Annotated in this window: 19 protein-coding genes; 8 read left to right on the top strand and 11 right to left on the bottom strand. The window is 72.7% G+C overall.

Translation table 11 applies throughout. The features are described from left to right. Positions 1–105: 105 nt before the first annotated feature. Complete coding sequence (locus tag M5362_RS09040) at positions 106–825, bottom strand: HdeD family acid-resistance protein (protein ID WP_260226856.1); 720 nt, start codon at positions 823–825, stop codon at positions 106–108. A 64-nt stretch (positions 826–889) separates the two neighbouring features. On the opposite strand from M5362_RS09040, the gene M5362_RS09035 reads away from it, so the two are divergent. Further along, positions 890–1,642, top strand: a complete 753-nt coding sequence (locus M5362_RS09035; RefSeq protein WP_260226855.1) for an enoyl-CoA hydratase/isomerase family protein — start codon at positions 890–892, stop codon at positions 1,640–1,642. A 54-nt stretch (positions 1,643–1,696) separates the two neighbouring features. Here the strand turns inward: M5362_RS09035 and M5362_RS09030 are convergent, their stop codons facing one another. Further along, on the bottom strand, positions 1,697–2,335 hold the full coding sequence (locus tag M5362_RS09030; RefSeq protein WP_260226854.1) for a DJ-1/PfpI family protein: 639 nt from the start codon (positions 2,333–2,335) through the stop codon (positions 1,697–1,699). Between the two features lie 106 nt (positions 2,336–2,441). Then, positions 2,442–3,425, bottom strand: a complete 984-nt coding sequence (locus M5362_RS09025) for a GlxA family transcriptional regulator (protein ID WP_260226853.1) — start codon at positions 3,423–3,425, stop codon at positions 2,442–2,444. Positions 3,426–3,563: 138 nt separating this feature from the next. On the opposite strand from M5362_RS09025, the gene M5362_RS09020 reads away from it, so the two are divergent. After that, on the top strand, positions 3,564–4,427 hold the full coding sequence (locus M5362_RS09020) for a hypothetical protein (RefSeq protein ID WP_260226852.1): 864 nt from the start codon (positions 3,564–3,566) through the stop codon (positions 4,425–4,427). Between the two features lie 93 nt (positions 4,428–4,520). Then, positions 4,521–6,929, top strand: coding sequence for a Tex family protein (locus tag M5362_RS09015; RefSeq protein WP_260226851.1), 2,409 nt, complete (start codon positions 4,521–4,523; stop codon positions 6,927–6,929). A gap of 68 nt (positions 6,930–6,997) precedes the next feature. Here M5362_RS09015 and M5362_RS09010 read toward each other — a convergent pair whose 3' ends face one another. From M5362_RS09010 to M5362_RS08995, 4 genes are read right to left on the bottom strand one after another with little or no spacing between them, the layout of a single operon-like run. Continuing rightward, a complete protein-coding gene (locus tag M5362_RS09010; protein WP_260226850.1) occupies positions 6,998–7,405 on the bottom strand; it encodes a hypothetical protein in 408 nt (135 codons plus the stop codon). Next, positions 7,402–8,130, bottom strand: a complete 729-nt coding sequence (locus tag M5362_RS09005; RefSeq protein WP_260226849.1) for a 2-phosphosulfolactate phosphatase — start codon at positions 8,128–8,130, stop codon at positions 7,402–7,404. Before M5362_RS09005 ends, M5362_RS09010 begins: the two co-directional genes overlap by 4 nt. After that, positions 8,130–9,767, bottom strand: a complete 1,638-nt coding sequence (locus tag M5362_RS09000) for an ABC-F family ATP-binding cassette domain-containing protein (protein ID WP_260226848.1) — start codon at positions 9,765–9,767, stop codon at positions 8,130–8,132. Before M5362_RS09000 ends, M5362_RS09005 begins: the two co-directional genes overlap by 1 nt. A gap of 25 nt (positions 9,768–9,792) precedes the next feature. Continuing rightward, entirely contained in the window at positions 9,793–10,833 is a 1,041-nt protein-coding gene (locus M5362_RS08995) for an oxidoreductase (protein WP_260226847.1), read from the bottom strand. 73 nt (positions 10,834–10,906) lie between these two features. Here M5362_RS08995 and M5362_RS08990 point away from each other — a divergent pair, with 73 nt between their 5' ends. Further along, positions 10,907–11,860 carry an FAD-dependent oxidoreductase gene (locus M5362_RS08990; protein WP_260226846.1) on the top strand — a complete coding sequence of 318 codons (954 nt, stop codon included), beginning with the start codon at positions 10,907–10,909 and terminating at the stop codon, positions 11,858–11,860. A 67-nt stretch (positions 11,861–11,927) separates the two neighbouring features. Here the strand turns inward: M5362_RS08990 and M5362_RS08985 are convergent, their stop codons facing one another. The 4 genes from M5362_RS08985 to M5362_RS08970 all read right to left on the bottom strand — a co-directional run bounded on the left by M5362_RS08985 (position 11,928) and on the right by M5362_RS08970 (position 17,443). Next, positions 11,928–12,233, bottom strand: a complete 306-nt coding sequence (locus tag M5362_RS08985) for a hypothetical protein (protein ID WP_260226845.1) — start codon at positions 12,231–12,233, stop codon at positions 11,928–11,930. 77 nt (positions 12,234–12,310) lie between these two features. Further along, positions 12,311–14,047, bottom strand: a complete 1,737-nt coding sequence (locus M5362_RS08980) for a BCCT family transporter (RefSeq protein WP_374214430.1) — start codon at positions 14,045–14,047, stop codon at positions 12,311–12,313. 82 nt (positions 14,048–14,129) lie between these two features. Further along, a complete protein-coding gene (locus tag M5362_RS08975) occupies positions 14,130–15,449 on the bottom strand; it encodes a M14 family metallocarboxypeptidase (protein WP_260226844.1) in 1,320 nt (439 codons plus the stop codon). Then, the gene (locus M5362_RS08970) at positions 15,446–17,443 is read right to left on the bottom strand and encodes a Xaa-Pro dipeptidyl-peptidase (RefSeq protein ID WP_260226843.1); all 1,998 of its coding nucleotides are present in this window, start codon (positions 17,441–17,443) and stop codon (positions 15,446–15,448) included. Before M5362_RS08970 ends, M5362_RS08975 begins: the two co-directional genes overlap by 4 nt. Before the next feature lie 218 nt (positions 17,444–17,661). On the opposite strand from M5362_RS08970, the gene M5362_RS08965 reads away from it, so the two are divergent. The 4 genes from M5362_RS08965 to M5362_RS08950 all read left to right on the top strand — a co-directional run bounded on the left by M5362_RS08965 (position 17,662) and on the right by M5362_RS08950 (position 22,977). After that, complete coding sequence (locus tag M5362_RS08965) at positions 17,662–19,221, top strand: M1 family metallopeptidase (protein ID WP_260226842.1); 1,560 nt, start codon at positions 17,662–17,664, stop codon at positions 19,219–19,221. Between the two features lie 109 nt (positions 19,222–19,330). Next, positions 19,331–20,317 (top strand): HPF1 family protein, encoded by a 987-nt coding sequence (locus M5362_RS08960; RefSeq protein ID WP_260226841.1) that lies wholly within the window; start codon positions 19,331–19,333, stop codon positions 20,315–20,317. Positions 20,318–20,469: 152 nt separating this feature from the next. Beyond that, positions 20,470–21,498: a LacI family DNA-binding transcriptional regulator gene (locus M5362_RS08955; protein ID WP_260226840.1), complete on the top strand. Its 1,029-nt coding sequence runs from the start codon at positions 20,470–20,472 to the stop codon at positions 21,496–21,498. A 171-nt stretch (positions 21,499–21,669) separates the two neighbouring features. Then, positions 21,670–22,977, top strand: a complete 1,308-nt coding sequence (locus M5362_RS08950) for an ABC transporter substrate-binding protein (RefSeq protein ID WP_260226839.1) — start codon at positions 21,670–21,672, stop codon at positions 22,975–22,977. The last annotated feature ends 207 nt before the right edge of the window (positions 22,978–23,184 follow it).

Below are 23,184 nucleotides of genomic sequence, written 5' to 3'. Positions count from 1 at the left end.
ATTGTCGCCACGAGTCAAGTCTTGGTAATCCGCAGGTCCGGACCGGGCTACTGACCAGAAGTCGACACTTATCGACCGCATTTCGATCGGGTGGGTATGCCAACGTCAGTTGTTCGACTGCTCCTGATCTCCTTCTGACATCTTCGGAGGGCCGGTCTGCGCGGTGTCGGACGACGTGCCCGGTGACGTGCCCGGTGAGGCGTCCTGCGAGGCGTCCTGTGACGTGCCCGCCGGGGTGTCCGGAGGCGTGACCATGCTGACGATACGTCGGCCTCCGACACCGATGGCGATCAGTCCGAGACCGTCGAAGAGCAGGGCCAGCGAGAAGAAGACCCCGAGGACGTACCGGCTGCTCTCCGGCCAGTCGAAGAGGACAAGCAGCCCCAGGAGGAGTCCGAAGGCTCCCTGGAGGAGCGTCCAGCCGAACTGCGGTCCGCGCACCACCACGCTTCCCACCAGACGGAAGACCCCGCCGGTGAGGAAGAGCAGGGCGGCGAACATGGTCAGCGCCTCGGCCGACCCCTCCGGGTGGCGGATCACGACGACCCCGGCCGCGATGTTCAGCGCGGCCACCACCACGGCGAGCCAGAAGTAGCTGGTACCGCGCGACTCGATGGCGTGCAGCAGACCGACGACACCGCCGATGAGCAGCAGCCAGCCGAAGAGCAGCATCGAGGTGAGGGTGGCGAGACCGGTGTAGAACAGACCGACGACCCCGGCCAGGACCAGCAGGACACCGAGGAAGGTGAGCCAGCCGAGACTGCGGCTGAGCTTCCTGCCCTCGCGCGCCGCGTCGTAGGTGTCGTCGTGGGCATCCCGGGCCATGGGCTCCTCCTCGTCGGACCCCTTACTGATCGTACGATCGGGGTGCCCGGATAGCATCCGGCGCATGGAGCCCACCGAACCGCGTCTGAGGGTCGTCGTCGTCGACGAGGTCGCCACCCTCGTCATCTCCAACCCGGCCAAGCGCAACGCCATGACGGCCGCGATGTGGCGGGCCCTGCCCGGTCTGCTCGCGCCGCTCGCCACCGACCCGGCGGTCCGCGCGCTGGTACTGACGGGTGACGGCGAGACCTTCTGCGCCGGCGCGGACATCTCGACGCTGCGGGAGCCGGGCGACGAGCAGCAGTCGCTCGCGGTGCGGGCGGAGGAGGCGCTCGCCGCGTTCCCCAAGCCGACGCTCGCCGCCGTCCGCGGCTTCTGCGTCGGCGGCGGCAGCCAGCTCGCCGCGGCATGCGACCTGCGGTTCGCCGAGGAGGGCGCGCGGTTCGGGGTCACCCCGTCGAAGCTCGGGATCGTCTACCCGTCCTCCTCGACCCGGCGGCTGGCAGCGCTGGTGGGACCCTCGGCCGCCAAGTACCTGCTCTTCTCCGGCGAGCTGATCGACGCGGAGCGGGCGCTGCGCACCGGCCTCGTCGACGAGGTGCTCCCGGCCGGCCAACTGGAGAAGCGGGTGGCCGAGTTCACCCGGGTGCTGGTCTCGCGCTCCCTGCTGACCCAGGCGGCGGCGAAGGAGTTCGCGGACGGACGCACCGACCGGGACGCCCACTGGGCGGAGCAGGCACACGGCAGCGGCGACACCGCGGAGGGGGTCGCCGCCTTCCTGGAGCGCCGCGCGCCGCGCTTCACGTACGGGATCTGAGGCCTCGCGATCCCCTCCGCGAGACGTCGGCTCCGTACGCGAGCGTGTGGTCCGTTACGAGGGAAGGGCCTCCGTGGCCGTGCCGCACCAGCGGGCGACGATCTCGGCCGGGGCCTTCTCCGGGGAGCCCGCGTCGTACGGCGGCTGCGGGTCGTACTCGGTCAGCAGCTGGATGGTCTGCGCCGTCGCGTCGCCCGCGATCCGGCCGATGAGGTGCAGCGCCATGTCGATGCCGGAGGAGACTCCGGCGGCGGTGACGTACTTGCCGTCGAAGACGACCCGCTCGCCGGTGGGCTCGACGCCGACCGCCCGCAGCTCCTCGAAGGCGAGCCAGTGCGTGGTGGCCCGGCGGCCGGCCAGCAGACCCGCGGCGCCCAGGATCAGGGAGCCGGTGCAGACCGAGGTGGTCCAGGTGCTGGTGGCGTCGGCGGTACGGAGCCAGTCGAGGATCTCCGGGTCGTTCATGGCCTGACGGGAGTCGGGGCCTCCGGGGACCAGGACGATGTCCGGGGTGGGGACGTCCGCGAGGGTCTTGTCCGCGACGAGGGCGAGGCTGCCCTGGTCGTTGCGGACCGGTCCGGCCTCCTTTGCGACGAAGACGGTCTCGGCTCCGGGGATGCGGGCGAGGAGTTCGTAGGGGCCGACGGCGTCGAGGGTCGTGAAGCGGTCGTAGAGCAGCACGGCGATCTGCATGGTGTTCCCTTCAGCGGTGGTCTGTTTCAGCGAGTGGTCTGTTCAGCGGGCGGTCGGTTCCGCGGGCGGTCTGTTCAGCGGCGGCCTGTTCGACGGGCGGTCTGTTTCAGCGGGCTGTCCGGGGAGCGCTCGGTACGGGTGCGTGGAATCGGCGGCGGTAGTCCGCCGGGGCGGTGCCCATGGCTTTGACGAAGGCCCTGCGCATGGCCTCGGGGGTGCCGTAGCCGGCGGCCCGGGAGACCTCCTGGACGCCGTCGGCCGTCTGCTCCAGGAGCCTGCGCGCGTGTTCCATCCGGACCCGGTCGACGTACCGGCCCGGTGTCGTGCCGGTCTCCGCCTGGAAGGCGCGGGCGAAGTGACGCGGCGAGAGCCGGGCGCGGGCCGCGAGGGCCTCGACGGAGAGGTCGTCCGAGGGATGCTCGGTGATCCACTGCTGGAGGTCCCGCAGGGGCTGCCGCCGGGCGGTCTGGGCGGCGAGCTGGGCGCTGAACTGTGCCTGGTTGCCCGGGCGGCGCAGAAAGACGACCAGGTGCCGTGCGACGGTCAGCGCGGCGTCGCGGCCCAGGTCCTCCTCGACCAGCGCGAGTGCGAGGTCGATGCCCGCGGTCACGCCCGCCGAGGTGGAGAGGGAGCCGTCGCGGACGAAGATGGGCTCCGGCTCCACGTCGACCTCGGGATAGCAGCGGGCGAGGTGGTCGCAGGCGGCCCAGTGGGTGGTGGCCCGGTGGCCGTCGAGGAGCCCCGCCTCGGCGAGCAGCAGGGCACCGGTGCAGACGGAGACCAGACGGTCGGCGCGCGGCGCGTTCTCGCGCAGCCAGTCGATCAGCCGGGGGTCCGGGCGCCGGGTGCCCTCGCCTCCCGGGACGAGCAGGGTGTGCGGGCGGTCCGCCTCGGCGAGCGTCGTGTCCGGCAGCATCCGCAGGCCGCTGTGGGTGCGGACCAGACCGCCGTCGAGCGAGGCGGTCGCGATCGGGTAGGTGCCGCCGCTGCCCGCGACACGCCCGGCGCCCGCGAACACCTCCACCGGTCCGGTGACATCCAGGCTCTGCACGTCGTCGAAGAGGACGACGAGCACGGGTCGCTTCGTCATGGACTCCATCCTTGGCGCGGCCCGTGACGGCCGCAATGACGAAGACCCCACCTTTCCTGCCATCGCCCTTCCTGCCGTCGGAGCCGCGTGGCGGCCCCGCCTTCCGGTCGTACCGACCAGTCGGTAACGTTGCGTCCCATGACCTCTCTGCCGCCCCGCGCGGGCCGCCGCTGCCACCACATGCTCAACCCGATGCACTCCACGGTGTACTTCTCACCGGACCTCGACACCGAGTTCCGGGCCCTCGGCTTCGAGGACCCGTCGGCCATGCGTCTCGCCTCGCGCAGCGCGGCCATGGGCGCCGTCGGCGCCGGAACCGTCGCCGCGGCCTTCTACAACTACAACGTCGAGCTGCTGGCCCGGCACCTGCCGGCCGTGTGGGACATCGCCTCCCCGGCGGACGTGGTGGCCGCGCGGCTGCGGGCCGTCGACACCACGATGCGCCGCCTCCTCGGCGAGGACGCGGTCGCCTCGGCCGAGATGGCGGAGGCCGCCGAGCTCGCCCTGCGCGCCACCGAGGCCTGCACCCGGCACGCCCGGCCGCTCTACTCGGCCCACGCCGACCTTCCGGTCCCGGAGGAGGCACACCTGCGGTACTGGTACGCCGCGACGCTCCTGCGCGAGCACCGGGGCGACGGCCACCTCGTGGCCCTCCTGAGCGCGGGGCTCGACCCGCTGGAGGCGATGGTCAGCCACACCGCCACCGGCATGGGCATGAACCCGCGCTGGGCCCTGGGCAGCCGCGGCTGGCGGCGCGCCGACTGGGACGCCGCGGCGGCCCGCCTGAAGGAGCGCGGGCTGCTGGCCGCGGACGGCGAGCTCACCCTGGAGGGTGTGGCCCAGCGCGACGCCGTGGAGGAGCAGACGGACCGCCTGGACGCCGCCCCGTACGAGCACCTGGGCGCGGCGGGCGTCGAGCGCCTGACGGAGCTGGGCAAGGGCTTCCGCAACGCGGCGTTCCTGGCCGGGGCCTTCCCGGCGGACCTCAGCGACAAGGGCTGACGCGGCCGGGCCGGGGCGCGTGCGGGGTTCCGGGAAGGGAAGCGGCAGAATGCACTCGCAAGCTTGAGGCACGAGAAGGCGAGTCTGGACACCGTGACGACGTCCATCGAAGGCAGGATCGCCGAGGAACTCGGCGTACGTGAGCGACAGGTGAGGGCGGCCGTCGAGCTGCTCGACGGCGGCTCGACCGTGCCGTTCATCGCGCGCTACCGCAAGGAAGCGACCGAGATGCTCGACGACGCGCAGCTGCGCACGCTCGAGGAGCGGCTGCGCTATCTGCGGGAGCTGGAGGACCGGCGGACCGCCATCCTCGACTCCGTGCGGGAGCAGGGAAAGCTGACGGCCGAGGTGGAGGCCCAGCTGCGGGCCGCCGACACCAAGGCCCGGCTGGAGGACATCTACCTGCCCTTCAAGCCCAAGCGCCGCACCAAGGCGCAGATCGCCCGCGAGGCCGGTCTGGAACCGCTGGCGGAGGGGCTCCTCGCGGACCCGTCGGTGGACCCGGTGGCCGCGGCGGCGGCGTTCGTGGACGCCGACAAGGGCGTCGCCGACCCCGCCGCCGCCCTGGACGGCGCCCGCGCCGTCCTCACGGAGAAGTTCTCCGAGGACGCCGACCTGATCGGCGAGCTCCGCGAGCGGATGTGGGGCCGGGGCCGGCTGGCCGCCAAGGTCCGGGAGGGCAAGGAGGAGGCGGGCGCCAAGTTCGCCGACTACTTCGACTTCGCCGAGCCCTTCACCGCGCTCCCCTCGCACCGGATCCTCGCGATGCTGCGCGGCGAGAAGGAGGACGTCCTCTCCCTGGAGCTGGAGCCGGAGGACCGCGAGGACGCCGCGGCGCCCGGCCCGTCCTCGTACGAGTCCATGGTCGCCTCGCGCTTCGGTGTCGCCGAGCGCGGCCGTCCGGGCGACAAGTGGCTGCTCGACACGGTCCGCTGGGCCTGGCGCACCCGGATCCTGGTCCACCTCGGGATCGACCTGCGGCTGCGGCTGCGGACGGCGGCGGAGGACGAGGCGGTACGGGTCTTCGCGGCCAACCTGCGCGACCTGCTGCTCGCCGCCCCGGCCGGGACGCGGGCCACCCTCGGCCTGGACCCCGGCTTCCGTACGGGCGTCAAGGTGGCCGTCGTCGACGCGACGGGCAAGGTCGTCGCCACCGACACGATCTACCCGCACGTCCCGGCGAACAAGTGGGACGAGTCCCTGGCGAAGCTGGCGCGGATCGCGAAGGAGCACGGGGTCGAGCTGGTCGCCATCGGCAACGGCACGGCCTCCCGCGAGACGGACAAGCTGGCGGGTGAACTGATCGCCAAGCACCCCGAGTTGAAGCTCACCAAGGTGATGGTCTCGGAGGCCGGCGCCTCGGTGTACTCCGCCTCGGCCTTCGCCTCGCAGGAACTCCCCGAGCTGGACGTCTCGTTGCGCGGCGCGGTCTCCATCGCGCGCCGGCTCCAGGACCCGCTGGCCGAGCTGGTGAAGATCGACCCGAAGTCGATCGGCGTCGGGCAGTACCAGCACGACCTGTCCGAGGTGAAGCTCTCGCGCTCGCTGGACGCGGTGGTCGAGGACTGTGTGAACGGCGTCGGCGTCGATGTCAACACCGCTTCCGCGCCGCTGCTTTCGCGGGTGTCGGGCATCGGCGCGGGCCTCGCCGAGAACATCGTGGCGCACCGCGACGCGAACGGTCCCTTCCGGTCGCGGAGGGCGCTCAAGGACGTGGCGCGGCTCGGTCCGAAGGCGTACGAGCAGTGTGCGGGCTTCCTGCGGATCCGGGGCGGGGAGGACCCGCTGGACGCGTCCTCGGTGCACCCGGAGGCGTACCCGGTGGTGCGGCGGATGGTGAAGACGACGGGCGGCGAGGTCGCGTCGCTGATCGGCAACACCGGGGTGCTGCGGTCGCTGCGGGCGGACGACTTCGTCGACGAGACCTTCGGTCTGCCGACGGTCTCCGACATCCTGCGCGAGCTGGAGAAGCCGGGCCGGGACCCGCGGCCGGCGTTCAGGACGGCGACCTTCAAGGAGGGCGTCGAGAAGATCGGCGACCTGGTGTCGGGGATGGTCCTGGAGGGCGTGGTCACGAACGTGGCGGCGTTCGGGGCGTTCGTGGACGTCGGTGTGCACCAGGACGGGCTCGTGCACGTGTCCGCGATGTCGAAGACCTTCGTCAAGGACCCGCGGGACGTCGTGAAGCCGGGTGACGTGGTCCGGGTGAAGGTGCTGGACGTCGACATCCCGCGCAAGCGGATCTCGCTGACGCTGCGGCTCGACGACGAGGCGGCGACGGACGCGGCCGGCGGGGGCGCCCCGAAGCGGGAGCGCGGCGAGCGCGGTGGCCGCCCGCCGCAGCAGCGCCGCGGCGCGGGCGGCGGCGGTGGCGGTGGCGGTGGCGGTGGCGACCGGGGGCGTTCCCAGGCCCCGGCCCCGTCGAACAGCGCGATGGCGGACGCCCTGCGCAAGGCGGGTCTGCTGAACGAGGGCGGCGGCGGCAAGCGGCGCGGCCGCTGACGCACGCGGCGACGGGCCCGGCCGGAAGGCCGGGCCCGTCGTCCCGTCTCCGGGCCGTCCCGGCCCCCCTACGCGTTCGGCAGGAAGCGCAGCGCCCATTCCGCGCGGTGGGCGACCGTCAGGTCGTCGTCGTCCGTCAGGGGCTGAAGCAGGGCGCGGGAGCGCTCCGGGTCGGCCTGGACCAGGTCGACGATCTCGGCCGCCAGGGAGTCCTGGTCGTCGCCGAGGTCGACGGAGGAGGCCCGCAGGAGAGCCGGGAGTGCGTCCGGGCCCCCGATCGCGGCGAGGACGCCGCCGAGGAGCTCGCGGGCGTAGGCGTTGCGCTCGACGAGGGCGCGGTCCAGTTCGGCCTGGAGGCGCGGAAGCATCGCCGCGTCGCCCGAGGCGGCGATCTCGTCCGCGAGGTCGATGGTCTCGTCGACGTCGGCGTCGAGGTCGTCCAGCATCTCGGTGAGCCGGGTCAGCAGGTCGGTCATGGTGTCTCCTGGAATGCGCCGTCCCTCAGGACGGGGACCGTCTCCGAGGTGTCGGCCTCGGCGGCCACCGCGACGTCCTGCGGATAGCCGTACTCGTACAGTTCACGCCCCGAATCGCAGCGGTGCAGCTCCGCCACGGGGTCGTCCGTCGCCTCCCACAGCGTGGCCGCCGCCCTCGCCTCGGGCGTCAGGGCGTACGGCCCCAGCGCGCACAGGGCCGACAGCACCGCGCCGGCGCCGAGGAGGTCCTCCAGGGCGGGGCGCAGGGAGCCGTCCGGCCACCGTTCGCCCGAGGCGATGACGGTCAGGGGGCGGGACTCGGAGCCGTACCCGTGCCGGGCCAGCCAGCGGGCGACGGCCGTGCGGTTGCGGAGCGAGGCGGCGACCACGGTGGCGTCCGCGGCCGCCGCGGAGATCGTGGAGCCGTTCGGGGAGGGCAGGACCAGGCGCGGAGTCGGCGGGGCGGCCCGCAGGGCGGCCGGGGAGAGGGTCCACGGCGTCCGCGGCGACGCCTCGCCGCGGCCGACGGCCAGCGCGGCGTCCAGCCCGGCCGCGTACGGCGCCGCCGTCTCGTCCCTCCAGCGGTACGGGAAGACGGCGGTGCCGGACTCCACCGCGACGCCGACCGACGTCGTGAAGGAGAGGACGTCGACGACCACGAGGCACGCGGCGTCGCGGGCGAGGACGGCGGCCTCCGTGGGCCCCCAGCCGAAGGTGACACCCATCAGAGTTCGGTCACCTTGCCGGCCGCGACCTCGACGCGGCGGGTCGTGCGGACCGCGTCCAGCATGCGCCGGTCGTGCGTGACCAGGAGGAGCGTGCCGGTGTAGGAGTCGAGCGCGGATTCCAGCTGCTCGATGGCCGGCAGGTCCAGGTGGTTCGTCGGCTCGTCGAGGACGAGGAGGTTGACGCCCCGGCCCTGGAGGAGGGCGAGCGCCGCGCGGGTCCGCTCGCCCGGGGAGAGCGTGGTGGCGGGGCGCAGGACGTGTTCGGCCTTGAGACCGAACTTGGCCAGCAGCGTCCGTACCTCCGCGGGCTCCGTCTCGGGGACGGCCGCGCAGAACGCGTCGAGCAGCGACTCCGAACCGTGGAAGAGCTTGCGGGCCTGGTCGACCTCGCCGACCACGACGCCCGAGCCGAGCACCGCGTCCCCCGCGTCGAGCGGGAGCCGGCCGAGGAGCGCGGCGAGGAGGGTCGACTTGCCGGCGCCGTTCGCGCCGGTGATCGCGACGCGGTCGGCCCAGTCGATCTGGAGGGTGGCCGGCCCGAATCGGAAGTCGCCGCGCAGGACCTCGGCCTCGCGCAGGGTCGCCACGACCGAGCCGGAGCGCGGCGCGGCGGCGATCTCCATCCGCAGCTCCCACTCCTTGCGGGGCTCGTCGACGGTGTCGAGCCGCTCGATCATCCGCTGCGTCTGCCGGGCCTTCGCGGCCTGCTTCTCGCTCGCCTCGCCCCGGAGCTTGCGGCCGATCTTGTCGTTGTCGGTGGCTTTACGGCGTGCGTTGCGCACGCCCTTGTCCATCCAGTTGTGCTGCATCAGGGCGCGGCCTTCGAGGGCGGCCTTCTTGTCGGCGTACTCCTCGTAGTCCTCGCGAGCGTGCCGACGGGCGGTGTCCCGCTCCTCCAGGTACGCCTCGTAGCCGCCGCCGTAGAGCGTGATCTGCTGCTGGGCGAGGTCCAGTTCGAGGACCTTGGTGACGGTGCGGGTGAGGAACTCACGGTCGTGGCTGATGACGACCGTGCCCGCGCGCAGCCCCTGGACGAAGCCTTCGAGCCGCTCCAGACCGTCGAGGTCCAGGTCGTTGGTGGGCTCGTCGAGCAGGAAGACGTCGTAGCGGGAGAGGAGGAGGGAGGCGAGGCCGGCGCGGGCCGCCTGGCCGCCGGAGAGCGAGGTCATCGGCTGGTCGAGGCCGACGGTGAGCCCGAGGGAGGCGGCGACCTCCTCGGCCCGCTCGTCCAGGTCGGCGCCGCCGAGGCCGAGCCACCGCTCCAGGCTCACGGCGTACGCGTCGTCGGCGCCGGGTGTCCCGTCGACGAGGCCCTGGGTGGCCTCGTCCATGGCGGTCTGGGCCGCCGCGACGCCCGTACGGCGGGCCAGGAACTCCCGGACCGTCTCGCCCTCGCGGCGCTCCGGCTCCTGCGGGAGGTGGCCGACGGAGGCCGTGGGCGGCGAGAGCTTGAGCTCGCCGTCCTCGGGGGTGTCGAGTCCGGCGAGCAGCCGCAGCAGGGTCGACTTGCCGGCGCCGTTGACACCGACGAGGCCGATGACGTCGCCGGGGGCGACGACGAGGTCGAGGCCGGCGAAGAGGGAGCGTTCGCCGTGGCCGGCGGCGAGGTCCTTGGCGACGAGAGTGGCAGTCATCAGGAGACGAATCGTATGCCACCGCTCAGGGGCCGACGGGGACGACCAGTTCTCCTCCGGTGGTACGGGCGACCAGGAAGGACTCGCCCTTCGCCGCCTTGGCGTCGAAGGGGATCCGATGGGTGCCCGGTTCCAGTACGCCCTCGAAGAGCACCTTCGTGTGGGTGCGGTGGAGGGGGTCGAGGCGGTGGGCGACGAGCTGGACGCCGACGGCCTGGGAGATCTCCACCGTGGCCGCCGTGGAGACGGCCGCCAGGGCGCTGAGGCGGCGCCGCTCGGGCGGGGTGGGGTCGAGGGCGGAGAGGATCTGGGCGACGAGGACGGGGATGACGGGGGCGAAACCCTCCAGGTAGGCGACGTCGACCGCGCCGGCGCGGGTCAGGTCGTCGCGGACCTGCCGCCGGAACGCCTCCGGCACGGCCCGGCCGAAGACGACGGCTCCGTAGCCGCGCTTCTCGGCGTCCGTCATGCCCGTGGTGTCGGGTACGACACCGGATCCGACGCCGACGGCGTCCAGGGCGGCGGCGAGCTCGTGGAGGACGGAGGTGCGGGCGCCGAAGAGCAGGGCGCGTCGGCCGCGGGCGGTGGACTCCGCCGGGCCCGCGGGTTGCAGGGTCGGCAGCAGGCGTTCGAGCTCGGCGCGGTACAGGTCGCCGCGGAAGCGGTACGGGCCGATGTCCTGCCGGACGTGGAGGTCGGCTGAGCCGCCGGTCCGGCGGGCGACGTCGCGCCAGACGATGTCCTCGCCGTCGCGGTCGACGACGGCGGTGACGGCGTCGTGGCAGCGTCCGTCGTGGTCCGGGCAGCCGTAGAGGGTGTGACGTCCGCCGGCCGGCGGGGCCCCGGCGTCGAGGAGGAGGCCGCGGACGCTCGCGGAGAGGGCCGCGGGCGGGACGTCGGAGGCGAGGGACGAGACGGCGTCGAGGTCGGGGAAGCGGAAGAGTAACGGCCGTCCGTCGACGACGAAGTCGAGGAACTTCCGGTGGGCGCGGGGGCTTCCGTCGGGGGCGATGCCTCCGGGGCGGATCGCGGGGGCCAGGGCGAAGGTCGCGTACTCGGCAGACATGCCGGTGAGTATTCCGCTCCGTCGACGGTCGCGCATGGTGCGCTGGTCCTAGGTCTGGGTACCGTCTCGGCTCATGGACGACGTGATCGTGGTGGGTGGCGGGGTCATCGGGCTGACGACGGCGGTGACGCTGGCGGAGCGTGGAGTCCGGGTGCGGGTGTGGTCGCGGGACGCGGTGACGGAGACGACGTCCGCGGTGGCGGGTGCGCTGTGGTGGCCGTACCGGATCGAGCCGGTGGAGGAGGTCGGCGGCTGGTCCCTGGAGTCGCTGCGGGTGTACGAGAAGCTGGCGGACGATCCGGCGGCGACGGGGGTGCGGCTGGTGGCCGGTGTCCATGCCGACACGGTCCTCGCCGAGCTGGGTGTCTGGGCCGGGGAGGTGCCGGGACTGCGGCAGTTGGCGGCGTCGGAGGTGCCGGGGCCGTACGGGACGGGGCTCGCGGCGCGGCTGCCCCTGCTCGACATGCCGGTCCATCTGGCGTGGCTGAAGGGCCGGTTGGAGGAGGCGGGCGGGGTCCTGGAGCGCCGCACGGTGACCGGTTTCGCCGAGGCGGCCGAGGCGGCGCGGGTGGTGGTGGACTGCACGGGTCTGGGCGCCAGGGAGCTCGTACCGGACGCGCGACTGCGGCCCGTGCGGGGGCAGTTGGTGCTGGTGGAGAACCCGGGGATCGAGGAGTGGTTCACGGCGGCCGACGCGGCGTCGGACGAGACGACGTACTTCTTCCCGCAGCCCGGCCGGCTGATCCTGGGCGGGACGGCGCAGGAGGGCGACGAACGGCCGGAGCCCGACCCGGCGACGGCGGCGGCGATCGTGGCGCGGTGCGCCCGGATCCGTCCGGAGATCGCCGACGCGCGGGTCATCGGCCATCGGGTGGGGCTGCGCCCGGCCCGCGCGGGCGGGGTCCGGATCGCCGCGGAGCCGCTGCCGACGGGCGGCCGGCTCGTCCACAACTACGGTCACGGCGGCGCGGGCGTCACGGTCGCCTGGGGCTGTGCCCGCAGGGCGGCGGAGCTGGTCCTCGCCTGATCGCCCCGTCAGACGACACGGCTCCGGGCCCGATCCTGGGATCGGGCCGGAGCCGGGCGTGTGGGGGTTACTTCCAGGGCTTCGGCGCGTTGTTGTCCGCGTCGACGCAGTTGCGGATCTGCCGGTCGAGCGCGTCGGCCTGGGCGCGGACCTTGCGGGCCTCCGCCGTGGCGCCGAGGCGCTGGAGCTTCGCCGCCTTCGCGCGAAGGTCCGCCGACTGCTGCCGCATCTTGCCGACGTTGCAGACGACCTTCTTGCCGGCCGCGTGCGCGGGCTCTGCCGTCACCGTCTGCCCGAGCAGCAGGCCCCCGGCCAGCAGCGTCGTGGCGGTGAGGGCGGTCAGGGTGCGGCGCAGCGGCGTCGCGTACTTCATGTGGTTCTCCAACTTCCGAGCCGTGGGGACTCGTTCAGGTACGGTCAATACCGGTCGGTAACCCTAGCCCACCTGGATCAGGGCTTCTCGTCCGGCGTCCCTGTGCCCGGACCGATCCGCAGCTCGAAGTCTCCGTCGTACTTCTCGTGGCCCGCGATCACGGCGAGTTCGATGACCTCCTCGCCCACCTCGCCCCGGACGATGAGCGGGTCGTGGCGCAGGTCCCGCATCAGCGCCACGCACATGCCGATCATCACGAGGACGAACGGTGCCGCGACCAGGATCGTGAGGTTCTGCAGGCCCGCGAGCGCGTCGCCCTGACCGTCGCCGATGAGGAGCATGATGGCGGCGACGGCGCCGGTCACCACGCCCCAGAACACGACCACGGGGCGGGTCGGTTCGAAGGTGCCACGCTGCGAGAGCGTGCCCATGACGATCGAGGCGGCGTCCGCGCCCGACACGAAGAAGATGCCGACGAGGATCATCACGAGCAGGCTCATCACGCCGGTGATGGGGAACTCCTGGAGGAGGCCGAAGAGTTGCCCCTCCGGGGTGGTCTCCTCCGCCAGCTCGCCCCGCTCGCTCAGCTTCATCGCCGTACCGCCGAAGACGGCGAACCAGACGAGGCTCACCGTGCTCGGCACGAGGATGACTCCGCCGACGAACTGACGGATCGTCCGGCCCTTGCTGATGCGCGCGATGAACATGCCGACGAAGGGCGTCCAGGAGATCCACCAGGCCCAGTAGAAGACCGTCCAGCTCCCCAGCCAGTCGTGGACGTTCTCCCCCGCGGTCACCTCGGTGCGGCCGATCAGCTGCGGCAGGTCACCGATGTAGGCGGCGATCGAGGTGGGCAGGAGATCGAGCACGACGATGGTCGGGCCGGCCACGAAGACGAACACGGCCAGGATCAGGGCGAGCACCATGTTGATGTTGGAGAGCCACTGGATGCCCTTCTCGACACCCGAGACGGCGGACAGCACGAACGCCACGGTCAGGACGGCGATGATGGCGACGAGCAGACCGGTTCCGGTCTTCTCCATCCAGTTCAACTCCTCGAACCCGCTGCCGATCTGGAGCGCGCCGAGACCGAGCGAGGCGGCCGAGCCGAAGAGGGTGGCGAAGATGGCCAGGATGTCGATGACCCGGCCGGGAGCGCCGTTGGCCGCCTTCTTCCCGATCAGCGGGACGAAGACGGCGCTGATGGTCTGCCGCCGACGGCGCCGGAAGGTGGAGTAGGCGATCGCGAGCCCCACGACGGCGTAGATCGCCCAGGGGTGGAGGGTCCAGTGGAAGAGGGTGGTGGCCATCGCGACCTGCATCCGCTCCGCCGAGTCGGCGGGGTTCGTGCCGGGCGGCGGGGTCCCGTAGTGGGCGAGCGGTTCGCTCACCCCGTAGAACATCAGGCCGATGCCCATGCCGGCGCTGAACATCATCGCGATCCACGACACGGTCCGGAACTCCGGGCCCTCCGTCTCGTGACCCAGGGTGATCCGGCCGTACCGGCTGATGGCGAGCCACAGGGCGAAGACGACGAAGCCGGAGGCGGCGAGCATGAACGCCCATCCCCCGTTACGGATCAGGCCGTCGAGGAGCTTGCTGGAGACGCTCTCCAGGCTGTCCGTGGCCGTGGCGCCCCAGACCACGAAGGCCACGGTGAGGACAGCGGTGACACCGAACACGACCCAGTCGGTCCGGGCCTTGGGGTGGTGTCCGGGGCGGCGCGGGAGGTCCGCCGTCACCGCCCGGACCTCCCGCTCCTCCCGGTCTCCCCCGTCCCCGGGCTCGCCCGCTCTCTGATCTTCCTGCGACACAGGTGCCACCTTTCACGGCATTACGGGACAAACCTCACCCGTAAGGCAGTACCACACGCGACGCGCTACGTCCGGCACCAACTCAGCCCGTTCGGCAGACCTCCACCGGCCGTCCGGTGGTGAGCCGGTAGGTCGCCCGGCCGTCCAGCAGCAGCGGGACGAGCGCGCGCTGCGACTGGCGCAGGGAGACGAACGCCCCCTGCCCCTCCCCGCGGACCGTGATCCCGTGCAGCGCCAGCTCGTCGCCGAACTCGGCGTACTGTGCCGCGTCCAGGCGGTAGCCGCAGGGCGGGTCCCGGAGGATCTCGGCGGGCTCGGCCGGATCGTTGTCGGCCCCGCCGAGGAGCACGGGCCCCCGGTCGGCGAAGCCCGTGTGGCGGGCCGCAGCCGTGGCCGCGCCGAGCCGGCCGCGGCGCTCCTCGACGTAGGAGAAGGCGCCCTTCAGCGCCGCGAGGTGGGTGCCGACACGGCGACGGTGGTTGCGGGCCTCGTCGGCCTTCTCCGCGTCCGTCAGGGCCTCGATCCGGGTCTCGACGAGCAGTCCGACGGAGTGCTTGACGCCGGCCGTGTTACGCAGGATGCGCTCCTGGCCGTCGCCCGCGACCTGCTTGACCGGCTGCCCGGTCAGGGGGTCGGTCCAGATCCCGTAGAGACCGCTGCTGAAGCCCGCCCGCCCGGCGGCCGGACGGACGTGGGACTCCGACAGGGCGTGGGCCTCGTCGTGCACGTGGTCGTCGGTGTTGAGGTTGCGGGGCCAGAGGGCGAGCAGGTCCTTGTCGTAGTACGGCGAGGTGCCGTCGTACTCGTGCAGGTCGTAGATCAGCTCGGGGCGCCGGTCGCGGATGAGGGCGGCGAGCGCCCGGCCCTCGGCGGTCTCCAGGGCGATGTGGTCGCGGTTGACGTCGACCCCGTCGGCGTTGCCCCGGGTGTCGGCCTCGCGTCCGTCCGGGTTGGCGGTGGGGACGACGAGGACGGTCGTACGGGAGAGAAATCGGAGGGTCTCCCGGTCCCGCGCGTACGCCAGGTCGCGCACCGTGGTCAGACAGGCCTCGCGGCCCGACGGCTCGTCACCGTGCTGCGAGCAGACCAGCAGCACGGTGGTGCGGGCGGCGCCGGGGCCGACCGTGGCGAGCCGGATCGGACGGCCCTGCTTCGTCGTGCCGACGGTCCGTACAGCGACCCGGTCGCTGCCCCGGTCGACGGCGGCGAGGAAGTCGGTCTCCTGCCGCTCCGTGGTCCACCGGGCTCCGTGGCTCTCCTCGAAGCCGGTCCGCGGGGGCGGCGCCGGGGCCCCGCCGCCGGCCGCCTCGGCGGGCACTCCGACGAGCGGGAGGCCGAGGGCGGCGGCGCCCGCCACGAGGGCGAGGGTGCGCCGGGAGCGGCGGCTCGGTGTGCGGGTCATCGGGCCTCACCCGGGACAGGGATGCCCGGGCGTGCGTGCCCGACACCGGTGAGCGGGGGCCCGGTCCGCGCCGGGCGTGCGTCGACCGTACCGGCCGTCGCCCGCGCGAAGGCCGAGGCGCCGCCGACGAGGGCGAGCCTTGCCGACGTACGGGTGAGGTCGAGGGTGAGGGTCGGTGTCGTGGACGGAGGATCGAGGAGGTCCTTGTCGGTGCCGCCGACGATCAGGGCCAGCCGGTGGCCGGCCGGGACGACGTGGTCGGTGGCCGCCAGCTTCAGCGTGATCGTGTACGCCGTGCCGGGGGTCAGCGGCCGGCCCTTCGCGGGGTTCGCCCAGGTGCCCAGGTCGGCCCAGCCGCGGCTGACGACGGTGAAGCCCACGTCCGCCGTGCGGGCCTCGGTCTCCTTGAAGCAGGCGCTGTCGCCGCTCGTGCTCGCACCCCAGCAGGACCGCTCGATGAGGGTGGTGATGCCCTCGCCCGCCGCCCCGTAGTCCCGGATCGTGTCGGGGCCGAGGTCGACGAGCACGGCGGTCAGATGCGCGGTCGCCGTCGTCGGGGTGGCGGTGACCGTCACCGTCGAGGAGCCGGAGAGCCGCAGGTCGCGGGTGAGCGTACGGGTCGTGAAACCGGCCTTGGCGGGGGTGGATTCGTCGATCCGCGCGGCCCAGTCGGTCTCGCCCTGGGCCGGGTCGTCGGTGAAGGTCTCCGTGGCGCCGGGGGCGGCCGGGGTCCGGCCGAGGGTGCCCACACCGGGCGCCGGCCCGGTGCCGGGACGCAGCGTGGTCGGCTCGGTGGCGCGCGGCGGCCAGACGCGGTCGGTGGTCCAGCGGTCCGGGGCCCGCTCGATGTCCGCCATCGGCTCGCGGTCGATGCCGTTGTCGTAGCCGAGGAGGTGGTGGTCGAACCAGCGGTGCAGAGTGCGGACCCAGTCGGCGCGCCGGAAGTCGAAGGGGTCGACATGGCCGGTCTGGGAGAGCCAGATCTTGCGCTCGACGCCGTGGGCGGCCAGCGCGTCCCACCACTGGCCGAACTGGTTGGCGCGGACGTTGAGGTCCTGCTGTCCGTGCACGACGAAGACGCTCGCCCTCACCTTCCGGGCGTCCGGGACGTGGTTCCGCTCGCTCCAGGCGCGGGTCCAGTCGCCGCTGTAGGGGGTGGCGGCGGTGATGCGCTCCTGGACCGCGCCGCAACGGCCTTGCGCCTCGGGGCTGTTGACGTACTCGGAGAGCCAGCTGGGGTTGGCGTCGTAGAGCGGGGCGCCCTGCGAGTGGAAGTAGTCGTACCAGGAGGAGATCGCGCCGATCGGGACGATCGTCTCCAGGCCCTCCACTCCGGTGGCGGCGACACCGTTGGCGACGGTGCCGTCCCAGCTCTTGCCGATCATGCCGACCTTGCCGGTGGACCAGGTGGTGGCGCGGGCCCGTTCGGAGCCGGTACGGGTCGTGTAGCCGCGGGCGCGGCCGTTCAGCCAGTCGACGACCGCCTTCGCGGACTGGACGTCGGAGCGGCCGCCGACGTCGTCGCAGCCGTCGGAGCGGTTGGTGCCGGCGAGGTCGACGGCGGCGAAGGCGTAGCCGCGCGGCACGAAGTAGTTGTCGTAGAAGAGCGGGAACTGTACGGGGTTCCCAGCCGCGTCGTAGGTCTTCTTCTGGCTCTCGTTGCCCCGCCCGCAGCAGGCGTAGTACGGGCTGGCGTCCATGATGACCGGGATCTTCCGGCCGGACGCCGCGGCCTCGCGGGGGCGGACGATGTCGACGGCGACCCGGTCGGCGCGGCCGTCGCCGTCGCCGTCGAGTCCGGTGTCCACCCAGACGGACTCCCGTACGGCGTCGCCGTAGGAGTACACCGGCCGGGACTCCCGTACCCCTGGGGCGGCCTGGTCGGCGGCGCCGGCCTGGGGGACGAGGGCGGACATCAGGGCGGCCGTCGCGGCCACGGCCAGGGTTCTGCACGACAGACGGGCTCCGCGGGTTCTCCGCACACGTATCGGCATGGGGCGGAACGTACCCCTGTCAACTCCTGCGCAAAAGAGTGCCGTCGTGAGCGGGAAGGGGTCAACGGCGGTCAGAGGGTTCGTTTCGGCCGAATGGCGATCGTGTGAAAGGAGGTGCTCTGGACGTGACGGGGCGTCGGGTGCTGAATAGCGTCGCTAAGGACCGAACACCCTTCGGGCGTCTTACTGATTCCTCTCCTCACCGACTTGGAGCTCTCGTGCACCGCAGACTTGTCGTTCCGAGCGCACTCGCGGCCTCTCTCCTGCTGGCGATCCCGGCATCGGCCGCCGACTACGTTCCGGGCGCATCGGGCATCGGCGACCCCTACTACCCGGCCAGTGGCAACGGCGGCTACGACGTCTCCCACTACGACCTGCGGCTGGCCTACCAGCCCGCGACGGACCTCCTGGAGGGCACGGCGACCATCGTCGCCACCACGAAACAGAACCTGTCCCGCTTCAACCTGGACCTCGGGCTGAAGGTGAGCGAGGTGCGGGTGAACGGCAGGAAGGCGCAGTTCACCACCAGCGGCGAACAGGAACTGGTGGTCACCCCGGCGGCCCCGCTGGAGAAGAACCGCACGGTCACGGTCGTCGTGCGGTACGCGGGCAAGCCCTCCGAGGTGAAGATCGGCGGCTGGACCGCCTGGCACCGCACTCCCGACGGCGGCGTGGCCGCCCAGGAGCCGGACTCGGCCGCCTGGTGGTTCCCGTCCAACGACCACCCCCGGGACAAGGCCACCTTCGACGTCTCGGTCTCGGTGCCGGACGGCACCCAGGCGATCAGCAACGGCGTGCTCCAGTCGCAGTCCTCGCGACTGGGCCGGACCCGCTTCAACTGGCGCTCGAACAAGCCGCAGGCGACCTATCTGGCCACGCTGGCGATAGGGAAGTTCGACATCACCACCGACACCACGGCGGGCGGGCTCCCGGTCCTCAACGCGTACAGCAAGGACCTCGGCGACAACGCGGGCGCGGCGCGCGCGTCGATCGAGCGCACGGCCGAGGTCGCGGAGTGGCTGGAGGAGGTGTTCGGGCCGTACCCCTTCAACGCGCTCGGCGGCTACGTCCCCAACGTGACCAGCGGATACGCCCTGGAGACGCAGACCCGGCCGTTCTACAGCCCCCGGCAGTTCGCCAACGGGTCGAACGTGTCGGTGGTCGTCCACGAGCTGGCGCACCAGTGGTACGGCGACAGCGTCTCGGTCGACAACTGGAAGGACATCTGGGTCAACGAGGGCTTCGCCCGCTACAGCCAGTGGCTGTGGTCGGAGAAGGAGGGCGAGGGGACGGCCCAGGAACTGGCGGACTACGTCTACGCGACCCGTACGGCCGAGGACCCGTTCTGGACCGTCGCGCCGGGTGACCCGGGGCCGGAGAACCAGTTCCACATCGCGGTGTACGACCGGGGCGCGCTGGCGCTCCAGGCGCTGCGCAACGAGATCGGCGACGAGGACTTCTTCGCGATCCTGAAGGGCTGGCCGACGGAGTTCCGGTACGGCAACGCCGACGTCAAGGACTTCGTGACGTACGCGGAGCGGATCTCGGGCAAGCCGCTGGCCGCGCTCTTCGACACCTGGCTGTACGAGCCGGTGAAGCCGGCCGCGTCGACGGCGGGTGAGGCGAAGGCCGGCGGGGCGGCGGACAGGGCCAGGGCCGCTGTGCGGTCGGCGCACGGCGGGGCCACGGCCACGGCGCCGGCGGCGAAGCCGGTGCAGCCGAAGTCCTGGAAGAAGATCGCGGCGACGAACACGATCCACGAGCACGGGGGCCACTGAGCCTTCGCGTACGCGCACCGCTTCCGCCCCCCCCCGGGCGGGGCGGGGCGCGTCCATGTGCCGTGGGTAGGCTCGCCGGCTGTACGGATGCGACAGGCGGGAGCGGACGGTGGCAGTGGTGACGGAGCGGTACGGCGACCCGGCGGTGCGGGAGGCCGTCGCGCGGCGGGTCGAGGCCGAGTGGGGGCTCGAACTGCCCGGCTCCTTCTTCCGGTTCGCGGACTTCCTCGCCGCACTCGGTCCCGTCGAGCGGCGGGCGCTGGCGGACCTGGGGCTCGCGCCGTACGGGGTGACGGACCTGTTCGCCGACCCGGAGGCGCTCCCCGGGGAGGGGCTCGACGTGCGGGTGCACGGCCGGTACTACCGCGATCCGCCGGAGTTCCTCACCTTCCTGCACGGCGGCTCGGGGGGACTGCACTTCGGGCTCTGGTCCGACGACGGGCGCGTGTGCGACGGCGTCGCCTCGTATTGCAACGACGACGGCGAGGGGATCCAGCGGTACCACCGGACCCCGCTGGAGGCCGTGCGCGCCCGGATCGAGGCGGCGCAGCGCGATCTCGCCGACTACGCGGCCGACGGGGACGAGGACGAACTCGCGCGCCTGGAGGATCTGGGGCGCCTGCGGACGGCCCTGACTGCCGTCGAGACCGGGGAGCGCGCGGATACGGGTCAGGCGTACGCCGACGCCCACCTGTACCGGCGGCAGCCCGTCGACCCCGCCCGGATCACGACCATGGACGGCGCGGGGGCCCTGGTCTCCGGCGCGACGGTGCTGGACCGTCCGCCGCTGGGCGCGGCCGACGAGTACCGCTTCGGCACCGCCATGGAGGAGCTCTTCGACGACGCCGAGGCCGTACGCGCGGCCCGCGACGAGGCGCTCCGGAGGGCGACGGCCGGCGATCCGGCCGAGGCGCTGGTGCTCGGGCGCGACCTGCACCGGGCGTCGTACGGCAGGGCGGAGCACGAGGCGTACGCGGGCGAGCTGCTGGCGGTGGCCTACCGCGAGCTCGGCCGTCCGGCGCTCGCGGGTATCGCGGCGGCCCATCGACGGCACCGGGCGCTGCCGACGGTGGACGTCCTGCGACCCGCCCGCTGAACGGGCCGGCGAGGGGTTTCCCCCTCCGCGCCCACGCGGCCGGAGAGAGCGCTTCACAGGAGGCCTCGCGGGACGCCCGACAGGACGCCGACCAGGAGTTACCCTCGACGCTGTCAGCACCGTCGCACCACCGTGCCCGTGGGGAGCCAGCCTTGAGCGAAACGACGTCCGGGACACGCCCGACCCTGGAAGCCGTCGCCGCGCGCGCCGGGGTGTCCCGGGCGACGGTGTCCCGTGTCGTCAACGGCGGCGCCGGGGTGCGGGACGCCCTCGCGGAGAAGGTGCGCGAGGCCGTCGAGGAGCTCGGCTACGTCCCCAACCACGCCGCGCGGACCCTGGTGACCCGGCGCAACGGCGCCGTCGCCGTGATCATCGCCGAGCCCGAGTTCCGGATCTTCTCCGACCCGTTCTTCGAGCAGCAGGTGCGTGGTATCAGCCGCGAACTCACCGCGCACGACGCCCAGTTGGTTCTCCTCTGGGTGGAGGGCCCCGGTGACCACGAGCGCATCGCGCGCTATCTCGGCGGCGGCCATGTCGACGGGGCGCTCGCCTTCTCGCTCCACAACGACGACCAGCTCCCGGAGATCGTCCGGCGTGCCCAGGTGCCGACGGTCTTCGGCGGACGGCCCGGCTGGACGGGGCCCGCGGGCGAGCCGCCCGTCCCGTACGTCGACTGCGACAACCGCGGTGGCGCCCGCACCGCCGTCCGTCATCTGCGCTCGCTCGGCCGCCGGAACATCGCGCACATCACCGGACCGCGCGACCAGACCTCGGCGCTCGACCGGCTCGACGGGTACCGCGACGAACTGCCGGACGCCGGAGCCGACCTGGTGGCCGAGGGGGCGTTCACGGAGGAGAGCGGAGCGCGCGCGATGACGGAACTGCTGCGCCGCCGCCCCGATCTGGACGCGGTGTTCGCCGCCAACGACCTGATGGCCTCGGGTGCGCTGCGCGCGCTGCGCGAGCACGGCCGGCGCGTCCCGGAGGACGTGGCGCTCGTCGGCTTCGACGACGTCCTCCCGGTGGCCGCGGTGACCGATCCCCCGCTCACGACGGTCCGCCAGGACATCGAGGGAATGGGCCGGCTGATGGTACGACTGCTGATGCGCACGCTCGACGGCGCGGGCGACACCGAGCCCGTGATCACCGAGACCGAGCTGGTCCGCAGGGCCTCCGCCTGACCCTTCCCGACCAGGGATTCCACCCTTCGGGACGCGCGTACGGCTCCTGAAGCGGCCGGACAAGTTCCGGCGTACTCCGAGCTGTTACGCGTTCGACTCTTGACGGGAACCCGGGCCGGGAGGCACGCTCCAGACGCATTCCTGAGAGCGCTCTCAAAACGGAGGCTTCCCATGCCCACTGCCCGAGCCGCCAGAACGACCGCCGCCGTGAGGATCGGCGCGGTCGTCCTCACCGGGGCCCTGCTCGCCGCCTGCGGATCCGGGGGATCCGACGGCTCGTCCGACAGCGCGGGCGGAAAGGTCACGATCACTGTCGACCTCTTCGGCTCGTTCGGCTACAAGGAGGCCGGGCTCTACGCGGCGTACGAGAAGCTGCACCCGAACGTCACCATCAAGCAGACCGACACCGAGGACGAGCAGGACTACTGGAAGTCGCTCCAGACCCGGCTGGCGGGCGGCGGCGGGCTCGCCGACGTCCAGGGCATCGAGGTCGGCCGGATCGCCTCCGTGACCCAGCAGCAGGCGGACAAGTTCGAGGACCTCACGAAGTACGGCGCGGAGTCGCTGAAGGGCGAGTTCGCCGACGCCAAGTGGTCCGCCGCGACCACCAAGGACGGCAAGGTGCTGGGGCTCGGCACGGACGTCGGCCCCGAGGCCATGTGCTACCGCACGGACCTGTTCAAGCAGGCCGGACTCCCCACGGACCGCGCCGAGCTGGCACAGAAGTGGTCCACCTGGGACGGCTATCTGGAGCTCGGCCGGCAGTACAAGGCCAAGGCCCCGGGCAAGAGCGCCTGGCTGGACAGTGTCGGCAGCCTGTTCACGGTCATGATCGGCCAGGAGAAGGAGCGGTACTACGACGCGTCCGGCACCCTGATCTACGCCGACAGCCCGGCCGTGAAGACCGCCTGGGAGACCTCGGCGAAGGCCGCGCAGGAGGGGCTGAGCGCCAAGCTCGACCAGTGGTCGCCGCAGTGGAACCAGGCGTTCTCGACCGGCTCCTTCGCCACGCTCCCCTGCCCCGCGTGGATGCTGGGCTACATCAAGGGCCAGGCCGGTGACGCCGGCAAGGGCAAGTGGGACATCGCCAAGCTGCCCGGCGGTGCCGGGAACTGGGGCGGCTCGTACCTGTCCGTACCGCGCGCGGCGAAGCACAAGAAGGAGGCGTACGAGCTGATCAAGTGGCTCACCGCCCCCGAGCAGCAGGCCGCGCTCTTCACGAAGCAGGGGAACTTCCCCTCGTCGACCGGCGCCATCGCCCAGGTCGCGACGGCGACGGACCCGTACTTCTCCGGTGCGCCGATCGGGCAGATCTTCGGCGACGCGGCCAAGGCGGCCCCGGTGCAGGTGCTCGGGGTCCACGACAAGAACGTGGCCGACCAGATCACCAACGCGCTGAGCGAGGTGGAGCGTAAGGGCACCTCGCCGGAGAAGGCGTGGTCCAACGCGCGGAAGGGCGTCGAGAACGCCGTCGGCTGACCCGCGGCCGGGGGCGGGGAGCCCACCTCCCGCCCCCGGCCCGCGGGCCGCACCCCCGGAAGGCCGTCGACGGGCCGCACGCCCGGGAGGCTCTCCTCCCCCGGCCAGCGGACCGCACGCCCGGGAGGCTCTCCTGCCCGGGCCTTCCGGACGCGCCGGCCCCGATGCCCGCCCACGCGGCTGCTCCCCCGCCTCTCCCGTTCATCC

This window comes from Streptomyces sp. Je 1-79, from assembly GCF_025195125.1.
GTDB lineage: Bacteria > Actinomycetota > Actinomycetes > Streptomycetales > Streptomycetaceae > Streptomyces.
This window is presented reverse-complemented; position numbering and strand designations above follow the sequence as displayed.